Origin of the sequence: Kitasatospora sp. NPDC056327, assembly GCF_042261735.1 — a bacterium.
Taxonomy (GTDB): Bacteria; Actinomycetota; Actinomycetes; order Streptomycetales; family Streptomycetaceae; genus Kitasatospora.
In genome coordinates this window covers 1-15,029 of sequence record NZ_JBHJRC010000208.1, presented here as the reverse complement: position 1 = coordinate 15,029, position 15,029 = coordinate 1, and the positions used below count along the sequence as shown (strand labels likewise).

Below are 15,029 nucleotides of genomic sequence, written 5' to 3'. Positions count from 1 at the left end.
CCGGGCGGCCACGCGCTCCTGTTGGCGCGCATCCGCGGCGCCGGCCCCGCCCTCCGGACCGTCCCGCTCTGACACGCCCCCCCCCGCGTCCGCCACCCCCCCGTCGGCCCGGTCGTGCGCGACCGGGCCGACGGGAAGGCACGGCACGTCCGCCCCGGCGCCACCGGACCGCCGCCGGACCGCCGGCGGCGACCCGGCCGCACCGCCCGCGTCACGGCCCACCGGGCCGGACGGCGGTGCGGCCGGGCGGCGCCTCCCGCCCGGACCCGCACGACCTCCCCCGATCCCGCCCCGCACCCTCACCTGCCGCCCCGTCAGTACGCCGCCCCGCCGCCCGGACCGGCGCCCCCTCGCACCCGTTCGCCTGCCCTCGCGCCGCCCGCGGATCTGCCCCGCGGGCCACGGCACGGACGGCGTCCGCCACCACGGACGGGCACCGTCCCAACCGCCGCCCCGCGCGGCCCGATCGCCCCCACCTGCACCGGGAGAACGTCGAGTCATCGATCCGGAAGCGGGACTGCCCGTTCGGGCAGCCGATGACTTCCCTGACGGGCGACCACGGGCATGCGGACTCCGACCGCCGCTCCGGCCATCGCGACGGCCCTCCCCCGCCGGCCTCCGGAAGCGCTTCCTCCCAGGTCAGAGCCACCCTCGCGCGGACTGACGGCACGTCCGGCCGGGCTCTCCGGAGCAGGGTTGACACCGGAAGTTGGTCTAGTCCACGGTAGTGGAACAAGCGTTTGACGAGGCCTGAACAGTCGTCGGCACCCCTCGCCGGGACAGGCACCCTCACCCCTCCCGGCCGGGCCGCACCGGCCCCGCCGTGCCCGACGACCCGTCCCTCCGCCCCGACGCACCGCGGACCCCGCGCGGCCCGGCCGCCGCGCGGCGACCGACCGATCCGCCGCCCTCCCTCCTGCCCTCCCGACCCGAACCTGGAGAGACGTGATGCCGAAGCCCGACGGGCACCTGTACCGAGCCGCTTCCGGGCGTCCCCGCGCCGGCGGCGGCGGTGGGGCCCGCCGCACCGCCGCCGCGCCGGAGGACGCCGGGAAGCACTGCCCGTCACGCTCGGCGTCCGGGCCCCGGCCCCGCGCCGAGGCCTTCGCACCGCCCGTCGCCGCCGGGGCCGCGCCGGCCCGCACCACCCCGCTCCGCCTGTCCGCCGCACTCCCCCCGTCCACCCCTGTCCGCCCGTCCGCCGCGTCCCGCACCTGCCCGGCCGGCCCGGCCGGCACCCGGCCCGCCACGGCGACCGCCGCCCTCCCGGGAGGCACCCGGCCGAGCGCCGCGAGGGGCGCCGACCGTGCCTGACTACCGACGCCTGCGCACCGCCCTGGCCGCCACCGGGGGCGACCGGATCGTCTACGACCTCGACGGCATCGAGGCCCAGTACGACGCCCTGCTGGACGAACTGCCCGGCATCGACGTCCGGTTCGCGATGAAGGCCTGCCCGGTGGACGAGGTGCTCGACTGCCTGGCCGCCCGCGGCGCGGGCTTCGACGCGGCCGGGCCCCAGGAGATCGCCCAGGCCCTGCGCACCGGCGTGCCGGTCGCCCGGATCCACTACGGCAACACCATCAAGTCGGACCGGCAGATCGCCGAGGCCTACCGGCTGGGCGTGCGCGACTTCGCCACCGACAGCCTGGCCGACGTCGCCGCGATCGCCGAACACGCGCCCGGCGCACGGGTGTTCTGCCGGCTCGCCACCACCGGCGAGGGCGCGCTGTGGGGGCTGAGCCGCAAGTTCGGCTGCTCGCCCGAGAACGCCGTGCGGGTGCTGGCGGCCGCGCGGGACGCCGGGCTGGTCCCGGCCGGCCTGTCCGTGCACGTCGGCTCTCAGCAACTCACCTCCGAGGCCTGGCAGCAGGCGCTGGAGGCACTCGCCGGGGTGATCGAGGAGACCAACCGGCGCGGCATCCTGCTGGACCACGTCAACCTCGGCGGCGGCCTGCCCGCCCTGGGCGTCCTGGACCGCGGCGGGCGACCGCTCCGCCCGCCGCTCGACAAGATGTTCGCGGTGATCCGCGAGGGCATGCAGCGGCTGCGCGAGGTCTCCGCCGGGCCGCTGGAGTTCCTGATGGAACCGGGCCGCCACCTGGTCGCCGACCACGGCGCCATCCGGGCCCACGTCATCCGGCTGACGGACCGCCGGCAGCTCGACGGCGAACTCGTGCACTGGCTCTTCCTGAGCTGCGGCAAGTTCAACGGCCTGTACGAGATGGACGAGCTGCGCTACCCGCTGGAGTTCCCCGGCCGGGCCGGCGCCGCGACCGTGCCCGCCGTGATCGCCGGACCCACCTGCGACAGCGACGACGCCTACGCCGACGAGGGCGCCGGCGTCGCCGTCCCCCTGGACGCCGCCTCGGGCGACCCGGTGTGGATCCTCTCCTGCGGCGCCTACGCCAGCGCCTACACCACACGGGGGTTCAACGGCTTCCCCCCGCTCCCCTACAGCTGCGTCCGGTCGGGCCGCCCGACCGCCGGGAGCGGCCCCGACGGGAGCGGCCCCGGCGGGAGCAGCGCGGCAACCGGGCGGTAGCCGGCCGGAACGCCGGCCCGGGCAGCGGGGCCGGGGGCGCGGGCAGGCGTCCCGCACGCTCCCGCCCCCACCGCACGCCCGGCCCCGCGACCGGCCCGCGACCGTCCTCGCGGGGCCCGGACCCGCGCCCGAAAACCCTTCGCCCGCCCGCCGCGGCCCCGCATAGGCTCGCGGGATGACCACCCGCACCTTCCGCGTCACCGTCCGCGGCGTCTTCGACGGCCTGACCCCCGAGCAGGAGACCGAGCTGCGGTCCCGCGCCGCCGAGCACGACATCCTCTTCGCCGCGTTCACCCCCGAGGGCCACCTCAGCTACGACCTGAACGCCCGCGCCGTCTTCACCTTCCGCTACCAGGACTCCGGCGAGGCCGAGGAGGACATCCTCGACGCCACCGACCGCGCCGAACGGTCCGCCCGCGCCTGGCTCGACGAGCGCGGCTACGGCTACAAGAACCTCCGCTCCCAGGCCGAGGACCTCTCCCAGGCCGCGCTGGGCAAGCGGCAGCGCCGCGCCGCGGCCCGCGAGGTCTGAACCCGCCCCGGGGCCCGGTGACGAGCCACCGGCCCCGGGCCCTCCGGCACCGGCCCCACCGCCGAAGCCGCGCTCCCGGCGCCGGCACCACCGGCATCACCAGGGCCGGCACCCCCTCGGCCGCCGTACCCACCCTCCCCGACCCCGCCGGGCGGCTGTTCCCCGCCACCGCAGACGACTGCCCCGGCTGCTCGAACGGACCTGGACCGCCACCGGCCCGGTGCTCCGCCCGACCCACCCCGCCTTCCGCTGCCCAGCCGACCCGACCTGCCCGACCTGGCGCTCGCGCTCGGCGCGGAGTACGGCCCGGCCGTACGGATCCGGCTCGCGCCCACCCCGGCACGGGTGCGCGCCCTCGGGAGGCCAGTGGTCGGCCGACCCTCCTGGAAGGCGCCGCGGTCCCGCTCGACGACGGGCCCGCGCACGGCACCCGTCTGCGCGCCGCGCTCCCGCCGGGCCTGACCGAGTGGACCGACCCGCCGGGCGTCGCCACCCCCGGCAACCGCCCCGCCGGTCCTCGCCACCCCGGACGACCGCCCCGCCGGGCACGTCCGGCCGGTGCGCAGCCCCGCCCGTGCCTTCCCGGTCGCACCACGCACCCGTGGACTCCTCGCCGAACACGGCATCGTCCTCGCCGGTCAGCGCCCGCTCCGGGTCCACCGACCCCGGCCGCTCCCGGGCCCCGTCCACCCACCGCCGGCGCCCTCCCCCGGGATCTCCCCCGGGGGCGATCCCAGGGGCGATCCCGGGGAGGGCCGCGACGCCGGCCACGACACCGCCCCGGCCGCGTCCGAATCGTTCAAGACCCCCGCCCCCAGGCCGCCTACCGTCGAGCCATGACCAGCACCACGCGTCTCACAGAGACCCGGCTAGACGCCGCGGCCCGCTTCCTCTGGACATCCGGCCGCGTCCTCGAACAGCGCCGCTTCGCGTTCCTCCTCGGGGGCGAGCACGACCCCACCGGCCTCCTCGCCGCCCTGGACGCCCACCGCACCGGCGACGGCGGCTACGCCTTCGGCCTCGAACCGGACGTGCGCGGGCCCGCCGCCCAGCCCATCGCCGTCCCGGCCGCCCTGCTCGTGCTGGAGGAGGCCGGGGCCCTGGACGACGCCCGCGCCCGGGGCGTCTGCGACTGGCTGGCGGGCGTCACCGCGCCCGACGGCGGCGTGCCCGTCGTCCTGCCCAGCCTGCGCCCGTATCCCCGCCCGCCCTTCCTGCCGGTCCCCGGGGGCGACGAGAAGCCGGCCGGCGCACTGCTGTCCACCGGGCAGATCGTCGCCCCGCTGCTGCGCCGGGGCGTCGAGCACCCGTGGGTCGCCGCCGCCACCGCGTTCTGCCGCGACGCCGTCGAGAACCTCGGCGAGACCCACCCGTACGAGGTGGGCGCGGCGGTCCGCTTCCTCGACGCCGTCCCCGACACCGCGTGGGCCCTCCGGGCGGCGGCGCGCCTCGGCGGGCTGGTCCGCGACCAGCGGATCGTGCTGCTCGACCCGGCGCGGCCCGAGGAGGCGAGGACCGCCCCCGGCTACGCGCCGGGCGAGCACCACCTGCCGCACGACTACGCCCGCCGCCCCGACAGCCTGGCCCGCACCTGGTTCACCGACGCCGAACTGGCGCGCGGCCTGGACCACCTGGCCGCCGCCCAGCAGCCGGACGGGGGCTGGCCGATCACCTGGGCACACTGGTCGGCGACGACGGAGTCCGAGGCCCGCCCCGGCGTGACCCTCCAGGCGCTGCTCACGCTCGCCGCGTACGACGTGCCGACGGCCTGACCCACCGCGCGGCCCCGGCCACCGAACCGGCCCCGGACCGCCGGCCCCCGCATCAGCCGCCCGACCAGCCGTCCGCCCGGTCCGGCAGGTCCGACCGACCCGGCCCGCCCGACCGGCCGAGCAGCACCGTCGGCGGCACCCCCGCCCACCGGCGCACCTCCCTGGTGAGGTGCGCCTGGTCGGCGTACCCGGCCCGCACCGCCACCTCCGCGAGCCCCGGCCTCCCGCCGACGCCGCCCTCACCGCCGCCGCCCGAGCGCGCCCCGGCCAGCGCCCGCTGGAACCGCAGCACCGCCTGAAGGGTCTTCGGCGGGTAGCCGACCGCATCGGTCACCCGGCGCCGCAGCTGTCGCTCCGAGAGCCCCAACCCGGAGGCCAGCTCCGGCAGTCGGACCGCCTCCGGCCGCCCCAGCACGGCCACCGCACGCTCGACCGCCCGGTCCGGCGTCCACCCGGGCGCGAGCCCGGCCGTGAAGGCGTCCAGCTCGGCCGCGGCCTCCCGCGGCCCCCGCACCCCGGCGAGCCGCTCCGCCAGCCGCTCCGCCGCCGCCGCACCGATCACCTCGGCCAGCGGCACCTGGAGGTCGCAGAACTCCCGTACCGGCACGGCCCCCAGCAGCAGTCCCGCCGTCCCGGGCCGGAACCGCACCCCGGCCAGCTCCGCCCCGTCCCCCACCGGAACACCGCGGGGAACCCGGTCCGGGCCGACCACCTCCAGCCGCGCGCCGGACCACACCACGTCCACGCACCCGTCCGGCACCACACGCTGCACGTACGCCGCCCCCCGGGTGTTGCGCCGGGTCCAGAGGCAGGCCACCAGCCGACCGGACGCGACCGCCGGCTGCCGTTCTTCGTACGAGGAAGGACTCACCACCCCACTCTCACCCGAGCGCGGGCACGTACGCCATCCCGTGCGGCCCGGCTCCCGGGCCCAGGTGGATCTCGCGCAGCACCCGGCGCTCCACCAGGTCCACCACCGTCACCGTGTCCGAGGCCGTGTTGGCGACGTAACCGACCGTGCCGTCCGGCGAGGAGAGCAGGGTCAACGGCACCCGGCCGACCGGAACCTCCCCCAACTCCCGCAGCACGACGGCATCGTGACCGTCCGAGCCACCCCGGCCGTCCGAACCGTCCGAGTCGTCCGAACCCTCCGCACCCGCCGGGCCGCCCCGAGCTCCGTCGAGGGAGAAGATCCGCAGCAGGCCGTCCACCGGCCGGGGCGAACCGTCCGCCGCCGGCTCGCCCAGCCGGACCTCCGCCGCGAGCACCGGTCCGCCCGCCGTCACATGGACCGGAACCGCCGGCGCCCCGAGCGCGGTCGTGTGCACCACCCGGCCGGTCCGCACGTCCACCACAGCCGGCGCGGGCGGTGCGGCAGGGCTGCCACCGAGGCCGAACTTCGGTGCGGCGACCACCAGATGGCGACCGTCCGGCGTCACCGCGAGGCCCTCGCTGCCCGGCACCGGGACGGTCCCCGCCAGGCCCGGGCCGACGCGGCGGGGGACCGGGCCCAGCACCGACAGGAACCCGGCCTCCTTGTTCGCGGTGTACCCCTTGCGGCCGTCCGGCGTGAACACCGACCAGTGCGGCCCCGGCGCGCCGGCCCCGACCCGGCCGACCGCCTCGTACGTCGCCAGGTCCACCAGCAGCACCGCCCCGTCCCCGGCCGGGCCCCGCTCCACGCTCACCCCGAGCAGCCCGCGCGCCTCGTCGAGGGCCAGGCCGTGCGGGCGTGCTCCGGCGCCAGGTCGACGGTCCGCACCGGCGCCCGGCGGTCCGGGTCGACCACCAGCAGCTCGCTGCCCCGCGCACCGGGCCGCTCGTAGAAGCCGTAACGACAGGTGATGGTGCAGTGGAGCAGACGGCGGGCGCGGTCGAAGAGGAGCTCGTGCGGCTCGGGCGGAACGGCCGGCTCCCCCGAGCGGTGCAGGCCGTCGGCCGACAGGAAAGTCAGCACACGGCCTCCTTGGCAGGCCACCACCAACATGTCATTGTCAATCGTCATGTCAGATCCTTTACACCCAAGGGGAGTTGTCGCATTCGGCGGTAGATGCCGAGTCGATGTGCACTCCAGTGAAATGCTGGTCAGTAGTCCTTCCACTTCTGGTCACCCGCTTGCCCCCACAGCTCCACCCACCCCCACCCTGTCGACCGACCACCAGCGGAGAACCCCATGCCGGACCTCGATCTCAACCTGCTCGTCGCCCTGGACGCCCTACTGGAGGAGGGCAGCGTGACCGGCGCCGCCGAACGGCTGCACACCTCGGCCCCGGCGATGAGCCGCACCCTCGGACGTCTGCGCCGGGTCCTCGGCGATCCGCTCCTCGTGCGGGCCGGCCGCGGACTGGTGCCCACCCCACGCGCGGTGGAGCTCCGGACGGAGGTGCGCGCACTGGTCAGCCGGGGCCAGGCCCTGCTGATCCCCCACGCCGCAGCCGAACCGGCCGAGCTCAACCGCAGGTTCACCCTGCAGACCGGGGACATCCTGCTGACCACCATCGGCGCGAGCCTGGTGGAGACGGTCCGCACGCAGGCCCCGGCCGTGACGCTGCGCTTCCTCGGCGATCACCTGGAGGGAACCAGCGCGATGCGCGACGGCGTGATCGACCTGGAGGTCGGCGTCACCGACCACCTCGACCCCGAGACCCGCACCGAACCGCTCACCACCACCGGCCTGGTCGGCATCGCCCGCGCCGGACACCCCCTCGCCAAGGGCACGCCCCCGACCGCCGAGGAGTTCGCCGCCGCCGACCACCTGGCGGTCTCCCGGCACGGCCGGAGCCCCGGCCCCGTCGACCAGCGACTGGCCCAACTCGGCCTCTCCCGACGGGTGGTGGCCAGCGTGCCCAGCTACCCGGCAGCGCTCTTCCTGCTCCGCGACAGCGACCTCGTCGGCCTCGCCCCGGCCCGCCTCGGCACGCCGGCGGCCGAGGCCCTCGGCCTGACCACCTTCCCGCTGCCGGTCGACCTCCCCGACGTGGTCCTGAGCATGGCCTGGCACCCCCGCAACGACCAGGACGCGGGCCACCGCTGGCTGCGCGACACGGTCCGCGGCGTCATCACCGCCCGCGCCCGGGCCGCCCGCCCGACCCCGACCCGCCCCGTCCTCGAACCGCCCCTGCTGGCCAACCGCCCGGCCCTGACCGCCCGCTGACGGCGGCCGACCGCGGCCTCCGCACTCCCGCCCGCCGACCCGCCTGCCCGGGCCGGCGGCACCCAGGACCGGGGCCCGCGAAAGTCCCGCCCCGGCCACCCGGCCGACCCCGGAGCCGGCCTGCCCCGGCCTCCGGCCCCGCGCCCGACAGGGCGCGCGGACCAAACCCCACGCCCCGGGCCGCCCCCATCACACCGGCCCGCCCACCAAGAGCCGCCCCGCCGCCCCGCACACCGGCACCGGCCCCTCGGCAACGCCGAACGCCCGGGCCCGCGGCGGCCGCACCGGCTGCGTCACAGCCGTCCGGCGCAGGTGGCCCCCCACCCGCACGGTCGCACCACCCGCCACCCGCCACCCGGAGCACCGGGCCACCGACCGACCCGCCCCACCACGCGGCACACCCCAACAAGCGCCGCAGCCCCCGGCTGCCGCCACCACCGGCCGGCCCCGGCCCGCGGCAGCCGGGACACCGGCCGCCCCGTCACCACCGGCCCCGCTACGCCGTCCGCCGCAGCAGCGCCAGGTACATCGCATCCGTCCCGTGCAGGTGCGGCCACAGCTGCACGTCCGGGCCGTCGCCGAGCGCCGGCACGCCGGGCATCAGCGGCCGGGCGTCGATCCACTCGACCCGGCCGCCCTCGGCCCGCAGCACGTCGTCGACCACCGCCCGGGTCTCCGCGAGGTGCGGCGAGCAGGTCGCGTAGCCGACCACGCCGCCCACCCGGGTGGCGTCGATCGCCGAGCGCAGCAGGTCCCGCTGGAGCGGCGCGAAGCCCGCGACGTCCTGCGGACGGCGCCGCCAGCGGGCCTCCGGCCGCCGGCGCAGCGCGCCGAGGCCGGAGCACGGCACGTCGACGAGGACCCGGTCGAAGCACCCGGCCTGCCAGGCCGGCCGGGTGCCGTCGGCGGCGATCACCGTGTACGGGCCGGGGTTGCCGGCCAGCGCGCGGGCGACCAGCCGGGCCCGGTGCGGCTGCTTCTCGCTGGCGACCAGCGCCGCGCCGCGCTCCGCGGCGAGCGCGGCGAGCAGCGCGGCCTTGCCTCCGGGGCCGGCGCAGCCGTCCAGCCAGAGCCGGTCCGGGCCGTCCAGCGGCGCGGCGGCGAGCGCGAGGGCGACCAGCTGGCTGCCCTCGTCCTGGACGCCGGCCCGGTTCTCCTGCACGGCGGTGATCCCGCCCGGGTCGCCGCCCTCGGCGAGCCGCAGCGCGAACGGGGACCAGCGGCCCGGCGCGGCCTCGGGCAGCGCGTCGGCGAGTTCGCCGACGGTGGCCCGGCCGGGGCGGGCCACCAGGGTGACCTCGGGGCGCTCGTTGTCGGCGCGCAGCAGCCGCTCCATGGCGGCGCGCCCGGCATCGTCGGGCTGCCAGCGGCCCAGCGAGTCCCAGAGGGCGGCGACCACCCAGCGGGGGTGGGAGTGCACGACGGCGAGGTGGTCCTCGGCGTCCTTGTCGTACGGCGGGGCGACCAGCCCGATCCAGGTCTCCAGGTCGTGGGCGCTGATCCGGCGCAGGACGGCGTTGACGAACTTGGCCTTGCCGTCGCCGAGGACCACCCGGGCCAGCTCGACGGTGGCCGAGACGGCCGCGTGGCTGGGGATGCGGGTGGTGAGGAGCTGGTGGGCGCCGAGCGAGAGCACGTCGAGGACCGGCGGGTCGACCTTGCCGAGCGGGCGGTCGATGCAGGCGGCGATGATCGCGTCGTAGGTGCCCTGGAGCCGGAGGGTGCCGTAGACCAGTTCGGTGGCGAGGGCGGCGTCGCGCCGGTCCATGCCCTGCTGCTCCGCCTCGCGGAGCAGCGAGGGGAGGATGAGGTTGGCGTAGGCGTCGCGCTCGTCGACGGCCCGCAGGGCGCGGAAGGCGACGATCCGGGCGGGGTCCTTCTTCGGGCGCCGGTGCGGGCGCGGGGCGCGCTTCGATCCGGGGGCGCCGGAAGCGCCGGCGGAGGAACCGTGGGTATTTCTGGGCGTGCTCATGGGATGTGCCTCGAAAGTGCTGCGGGGGTTATTGCGGAATTGCTTCTGGATCTCTCGGAACAGTAACGCCAAACAGCGGGATCAGCTCTCTCCGGGGGCGTCCCCGGCACTTTCCCCCGCGGTCCCGCCCAGGTGCTCGCCGGATTCGATGCGCGCGCCGCGCGCCCAGTCCGCCGCCCGCATGGCCTTCTTGCCCTGGGGCCGCACCTCGCCCAGTTCGACCTCGTGACTGCCGGTGCCGACCCGCACGCTGTTCTTGCCGACGGCCAGCTCGCCGGGCGCCAGTGCGGCGGAGTCCGGCAGCAGCCGCACCGGACCGGTGACCTTGAGCCGCTCGCCGCGGAACCAGGTCCAGGCGCCGGGCGCGGGAGCGCAGCCGCGCACCACCCGGTCGATCCGCAGGGCGGGGGCGCTCCAGTCGATCCGGGCGTCCTCGACGGTGATCTTCGGGGCGAGCGTGATGCCCTCGGCGGGCTGCGGGACGGCGTGCAGGGAGCCGTCGGCGATGCCGTCCATGGTGGCGGCGAGCAGCCGGGCGCCGGAGCGGGCGAGCCGGTCGAGCAGGTCGCCGCTGGTGTCCGCGGGACGGACCTCCTCGGTGATCACGCCGTAGACCGGGCCGGAGTCCAGACCCTGCTCGATGAGGAAGGTGGAGGCGCCGGTGACCTCGTCGCCGGCCATCACCGCGTGCTGGACGGGGGCGGCGCCGCGCCAGGCGGGGAGCAGCGAGAAGTGCAGGTTGACCCACCCGTGCACCGGGATCTCCAGGGTGCCGGGGCGCAGCAGGGCGCCGTAGGCGACGACCGGGCAGCAGTCGGGGGCGATCTCGGTGAGGCGGGCGACGAAGTCGGGGTCGCTCGGCTTCGCCGGCTTGAGGACCTCGATCCCGGCCTCCTCGGCGCGCTGGGCGACGGGGCTGGCGACGAGCCTGCGGCCACGGCCGGAGGGGGCGTCGGGGCGGGTGACCACCGCGACGACCTCGTGCCGGTCGGAGGCGAGCAGGGCGTCCAGGGCGGGAACGGCGACCTCGGGGGTGCCGGCGAACACGAGGCGCATCAAGTGCCTTTCTGCGGTGCGGTGACGGGCCGGGCGGAGCCCGGTGACGGGCGGAGCGGGGCCCGGAATCGGGGCGGAACGGATCGGTGCAGGGAGGCGCGGGCCCGGGCGGTGCGGCCGGGTCTCAGCGCGCCGCGCCGAAGGTGCTGTGCGGCGAGACCTTGACCACCGGCGCCGGGCCGGAGCCCCAGTCCGCCTCGCGGATGGCCTTGAGCGCGGCCTTGCGCTGCTCGCCGTCGAGGCGGTCGATGAAGATGATGCCGTCGAGGTGGTCGGTCTCGTGCTGGATGCAGCGGGCGAGCAGCCGGGTGCCCTCGACGGTGACCGGGTCGCCGTACATGTTGAATCCCCGGGCGACGACACCGTGGGCGCGCCGGGTGTCGTAGCGCAGGCCGGGCAGCGAGAGGCAGCCCTCGGGGCCCTCCTGCTCCTCCTCGCTGAGCGACAGGTCCGGGTTGATCAGGTGCCCGGTGACGCCGTCCACGTGGTAGGTGAACACCCGCAGGGAGATGCCGAGTTGGGGCGCCGCCAGGCCGGCGCCGGGGGCGTCGAGCATGGTGTCGGTGAGGTCCTTGACGAGGGTCCGGAGCTCCTTGTCGAAGGTGGTGACGGGCCGGGCGGTGGCGCGCAGGACGGGGTCTCCGAAGATGCGGATCGGCTGGATCGCCACGGTCGCGGGCTCCTGTCCGTCGGGGTGCGGGCTGTCGGCAAACGGGCGGGGCCCGCGGTGTGCGCGCGGGCCGTCGGCAAGTCTATGCAATCCGGCCCCGAGGGGTTCTGGCATATCCCGCTCGCCCTGCCAGCGTGACCCCGGCGGCGGTCCGGCGTTGGTCAAGGGGGATTGACCGTAGCCGGAGCGCGCGGGAAGGGCGCTCCGGCCGAGCCGAACCGTACGGAAGGTGGCACGAAGCCATGGCCGAGCAGATCAACCACGACGCCCGGGCGCGGGCGAGCCTGCACCTGCTGGTGCGGGACATCGAGCGGGTGCGACGACAGGTCGACGCCCTGCGGACGCTCACCGCCCAGCTGGGCAACGTCTACCGGCCGCGCCGTCCGAGCACCTCCGCGGGCTTCGTGGTCTACGGGCGGGCCCCGGCGCCGACGGTGCGCCTGGCACAGGAGCTGCGGGAGAGCGTGGAGACGCTGGTGGCGGCGGCGGTCGAGTTCGACCGCGCGCTGGGCTTCTCCTGGGACTCGGTGGGTTCCGCCCTCGGGGTCACCAAGCAGGCGGTGCACCGCCGGTACGGGATGCGCCGGCCGGCCGGCGAGCTGCTGGCGGCGGCCGGCTCGGTGCCGAACCCGACCCGGCCGGACCGTTCCGAGGAGCTGTCCGGCCACCCCGCGGCGCACGCCGCGGCCGCGCACACCACGCCGCACCCGGCCGCCCACCCCGCGCCGCACCCCACGTCCCACGCCACGTCCCACCCGGCGGACCACGCCTCCACGTCCCACAACCCCGCGCCCCTCGCCCCCGCGCACGCCCCCGCCGCCGCCCACGCGCCGGCCCACCCGGTGGAGCGGGACCGCTCCCCCGCCCCCACCGGCCTGGCCGCGACCGTCCCGGCGGCCCGCCAGGGCGGCCTGGACCGCACCGCGCTCGACCGCACCGCCCTGGAGCGCCCCGGCGTCCCGCTGCGCGGCTGAGGCAGCACCCGGATGCCGGACGAGGGCCGCGGGTACCGGCGCCGCGCCCCTCGTCCGACGTCCGGTCCCCCCGCCGCGCACCGGCCCGCCCCGCGCCCCGAGGAGCCCCACGGCCCGGACGGCCCCCGCACCCCGCAGGGTCCCCGCGCCCCGCCGACCCCTGCCGTGCTCCTCCCCCGCGGCCGGCGCTCAGCCGATGTCCGTCGGGTCGATCCGCACCTTCACCGCCTCCGGCGTCCGCAGCGCGATCCGTGCGATCTGCGCCGCCTTCAGCGCCGACGCCAGCGCCGCACCCTGCCCCGGCGGCACCCGGAGCAGCGCCCGCTCCTGCTCCTCCCCGCGCAGCGCCGCCACCGGAACCGGCCCCAGCACGTCCGCCTCGGACGGCAGCCGCACCAGGTTCAGCAGGTCCGCCACCGCCGCCGGGCTGCCCGCCACCGAGGCCATCCGGGCCACCGGCGGGAAGTGCAGCTGGGCCCGTTCATCCAGCTCCAGTCCGGCGTGCCCGAGCGGGTCCCAGCGCACCAGCGCCTGCACCGGCCGGGCGGTCGGCTCGGCGACCACCACCACCGTCCCGCCCTGCTCGGCCGGCCGGACCAGCGCGGCGGCGGCCAGCCAGAGCCGCAGCGTCTCCTCGCCGGCCCGCAGGTCGGGGCGGCTCAGCAGCGCCCAGCCGTCCAGCAGCAGCGCGGCCGCGTACCCGCCGCCGCCCTCGACCACCGGTTCGGCACCGGGCGTGGAGATCACCAGCGCGGGCTCGTCCGGCACGGTGACCAGCACCGAGTCCCGCCCGGAGGTGCGGACCGGCACGCGCGGGAAGGCCTTGCCCAGCTCCTCGGCCGTCCGCCGGGCGCCGATCACCTGGGCCCGCAGCCGGAACGAGCCGCACTCCGGGCAGTGCCAGTCCCGCTCCTGCTCGCCGCACCAGCCGCAGTGCAGCGGGGCGTCCGGGCCGGCCGCGGCGAGCGGGCCCTCGCAGCGCCGGCAGCGGGCGGGCGTGCGGCAGCGTCCGCAGGCCAGCCGGGGGACGTAGCCGCGCCGGGGCACCTGGATGAGCACCGGTCCGCCGGCCGCCAGGCCCTCCCGGGCCGCCTCCCAGCCGACCGAGGGCAGCCGGGCGGCCTGCGCCGCGGCGTCCCGGTGCTGGTCCTGGTCGGTGACGGTGCGAACCCGCGGCGCGGTCCGCCGGACCGTCTCCCGGTCGGCGCCCAGGGCCCGGGCCCACCCGGTGCGCACCAGCTGGGCGCCCTCCACGGTGACGGCGTGCCCGCCGAGCAGGACGGCCGCGCCCTCCTCGGCGGCGCGCAGCAGGGCGACCTCCCGCACGTGCGGGTGCGGGGCGCGCGGGTCGCTGTGGCTGGAGTCGCCGTCGGACCAGACGACGACCAGCCCGAGGTCGCGCACCGGCGCGAACATCGCCGCCCTGGTCCCGACGGCGGCGTGCACCGAGCCCCGGCTGACCTGCAGCCACCGCCGGTAGCGCTCGCGCGGGCCGAGGTCGGCGGCCAGCACCGCGTGCAGGCCCTCGCCGAGCAGCTCGGTCAGCGCCCGGTCGACCCGGGCCACCGAGCGGCCGTCGGGCAGCACCACCAGCGCGCCGCGCCCGCTCGCCAGGGTGGCGGCGACGGCGCGGGCGATCTCGTACGGCCAGCCGGGGCCGGGCAGCGCGGTCCAGACCGCCCGGGGGGAGCCGCCGCCGGCCAGCGAGTCCAGGAAGTCCGGCCCGGCCGGGTAGCGGGACCAGCCACCGGGCGCCGGCGCGGCCGGGCGGGGGCGGGGCGGCGGCGAGGGCTCGGCCTCCGCCTTGGCGTGCCGGGGCGGCACCGCCAGCTGCAGCACGTCGGCCAGGGTGCCGGCGTACCGGTCGGCCACCGTCCGGCAGAGCCGCAGCAGCTGCGGGGTGAGCACCGGCTCGGGCGAGAGCACCTGGGCGAGCGGGGCGAGCGGGCCGGGGAAGTCGCTCTTGTCCAGCCGGGCGACGACGAAGCCGTCGTGCAGCTCCCCGCCCTCGCGCTGGCCCTTGACCACGCGCGCCCCGAAGCGCACCCGGACCCGGACGCCCGGCACCGCGTCCTCCGCCATCGCGGCGGGCACCTCGTAGTCGAAGAACTTGTCGATGGTGAGCAGGCCCTTGTCGACGACCACCCGGGCGACCGGCTGGTGCTCGGCGCGCTTGGCGCCGCGCCAGGTGCGCGGCTTGGCCCGGCGGACGGTCTCCCGGATGAACGCCAGCTGCTCCGGCGCCGCGCCCTCGTCACTCCCCTGCGTGCTGCTCATCGCCCCAAGTAGTACCAGGTCCCGCCGACAGAACGGCGGCGGCAAAACGGCAGGTGGTGGCCGCCCGGCGCTCCGGGCGG

Annotated in this window: 11 protein-coding genes and 1 pseudogene; 5 read left to right on the top strand and 7 right to left on the bottom strand. The window is 77.7% G+C overall.

Annotated features, from left to right (window positions below; genetic code table 11):
* The first annotated feature begins 1,306 nt into the window (after nt 1-1,306).
* From ACFCX4_RS25710 to ACFCX4_RS25700, 3 genes are all read left to right on the top strand, one after another.
* Nucleotides 1,307-2,542 (top strand): type III PLP-dependent enzyme, encoded by a 1,236-nt coding sequence (locus ACFCX4_RS25710; protein WP_376146765.1) that lies wholly within the window; start codon nt 1,307-1,309, stop codon nt 2,540-2,542.
* Between the two features lie 175 nt (nt 2,543-2,717).
* Nucleotides 2,718-3,074: a DUF6204 family protein gene (locus ACFCX4_RS25705; RefSeq protein WP_376146762.1), complete on the top strand. Its 357-nt coding sequence runs from the start codon at nt 2,718-2,720 to the stop codon at nt 3,072-3,074.
* Between the two features lie 836 nt (nt 3,075-3,910).
* A complete protein-coding gene (locus tag ACFCX4_RS25700; RefSeq protein ID WP_376146760.1) occupies nt 3,911-4,846 on the top strand; it encodes a hypothetical protein in 936 nt (311 codons plus the stop codon).
* A gap of 52 nt (nt 4,847-4,898) precedes the next feature.
* On the opposite strand, the gene ACFCX4_RS25695 is transcribed toward ACFCX4_RS25700, so the two are convergent.
* The 3 genes from ACFCX4_RS25695 to ACFCX4_RS25685 are packed head-to-tail and all read right to left on the bottom strand — an operon-like array spanning nt 4,899 to nt 6,803.
* Nucleotides 4,899-5,717 carry a DUF6597 domain-containing transcriptional factor gene (locus ACFCX4_RS25695; protein ID WP_376146758.1) on the bottom strand — a complete coding sequence of 273 codons (819 nt, stop codon included), beginning with the start codon at nt 5,715-5,717 and terminating at the stop codon, nt 4,899-4,901.
* A 10-nt stretch (nt 5,718-5,727) separates the two neighbouring features.
* Nucleotides 5,728-6,534 (bottom strand): hypothetical protein, encoded by an 807-nt coding sequence (locus ACFCX4_RS25690; RefSeq protein WP_376146755.1) that lies wholly within the window; start codon nt 6,532-6,534, stop codon nt 5,728-5,730.
* The gene (locus tag ACFCX4_RS25685; RefSeq protein ID WP_376146752.1) at nt 6,531-6,803 is read right to left on the bottom strand and encodes a hypothetical protein; all 273 of its coding nucleotides are present in this window, start codon (nt 6,801-6,803) and stop codon (nt 6,531-6,533) included. Before ACFCX4_RS25685 ends, ACFCX4_RS25690 begins: the two co-directional genes overlap by 4 nt.
* A gap of 216 nt (nt 6,804-7,019) precedes the next feature.
* On the opposite strand from ACFCX4_RS25685, the gene ACFCX4_RS25680 reads away from it, so the two are divergent.
* The gene (locus ACFCX4_RS25680; RefSeq protein ID WP_376146749.1) at nt 7,020-8,000 is read left to right on the top strand and encodes a LysR family transcriptional regulator; all 981 of its coding nucleotides are present in this window, start codon (nt 7,020-7,022) and stop codon (nt 7,998-8,000) included.
* 496 nt (nt 8,001-8,496) lie between these two features.
* Here the strand turns inward: ACFCX4_RS25680 and ACFCX4_RS25675 are convergent, their stop codons facing one another.
* From ACFCX4_RS25675 to def, 3 genes are all read right to left on the bottom strand, one after another.
* Nucleotides 8,497-9,972, bottom strand: a complete 1,476-nt coding sequence (locus tag ACFCX4_RS25675; RefSeq protein WP_376146746.1) for an RsmB/NOP family class I SAM-dependent RNA methyltransferase — start codon at nt 9,970-9,972, stop codon at nt 8,497-8,499.
* Between the two features lie 81 nt (nt 9,973-10,053).
* Entirely contained in the window at nt 10,054-11,028 is a 975-nt protein-coding gene (fmt, locus tag ACFCX4_RS25670; RefSeq protein WP_376146743.1) for a methionyl-tRNA formyltransferase, read from the bottom strand.
* A 124-nt stretch (nt 11,029-11,152) separates the two neighbouring features.
* Nucleotides 11,153-11,698, bottom strand: a complete 546-nt coding sequence (def, locus tag ACFCX4_RS25665; RefSeq protein WP_376146740.1) for a peptide deformylase — start codon at nt 11,696-11,698, stop codon at nt 11,153-11,155.
* A 242-nt stretch (nt 11,699-11,940) separates the two neighbouring features.
* On the opposite strand from def, the pseudogene ACFCX4_RS25660 reads away from it, so the two are divergent.
* Nucleotides 11,941-12,286, top strand: a pseudogene (locus ACFCX4_RS25660) (hypothetical protein); the annotation flags it as partial.
* 575 nt (nt 12,287-12,861) lie between these two features.
* Here ACFCX4_RS25660 and ACFCX4_RS25655 read toward each other — a convergent pair.
* Entirely contained in the window at nt 12,862-14,949 is a 2,088-nt protein-coding gene (locus tag ACFCX4_RS25655) for a primosomal protein N' (protein WP_376146737.1), read from the bottom strand.
* Between the last annotated feature and the right edge of the window lie 80 nt (nt 14,950-15,029).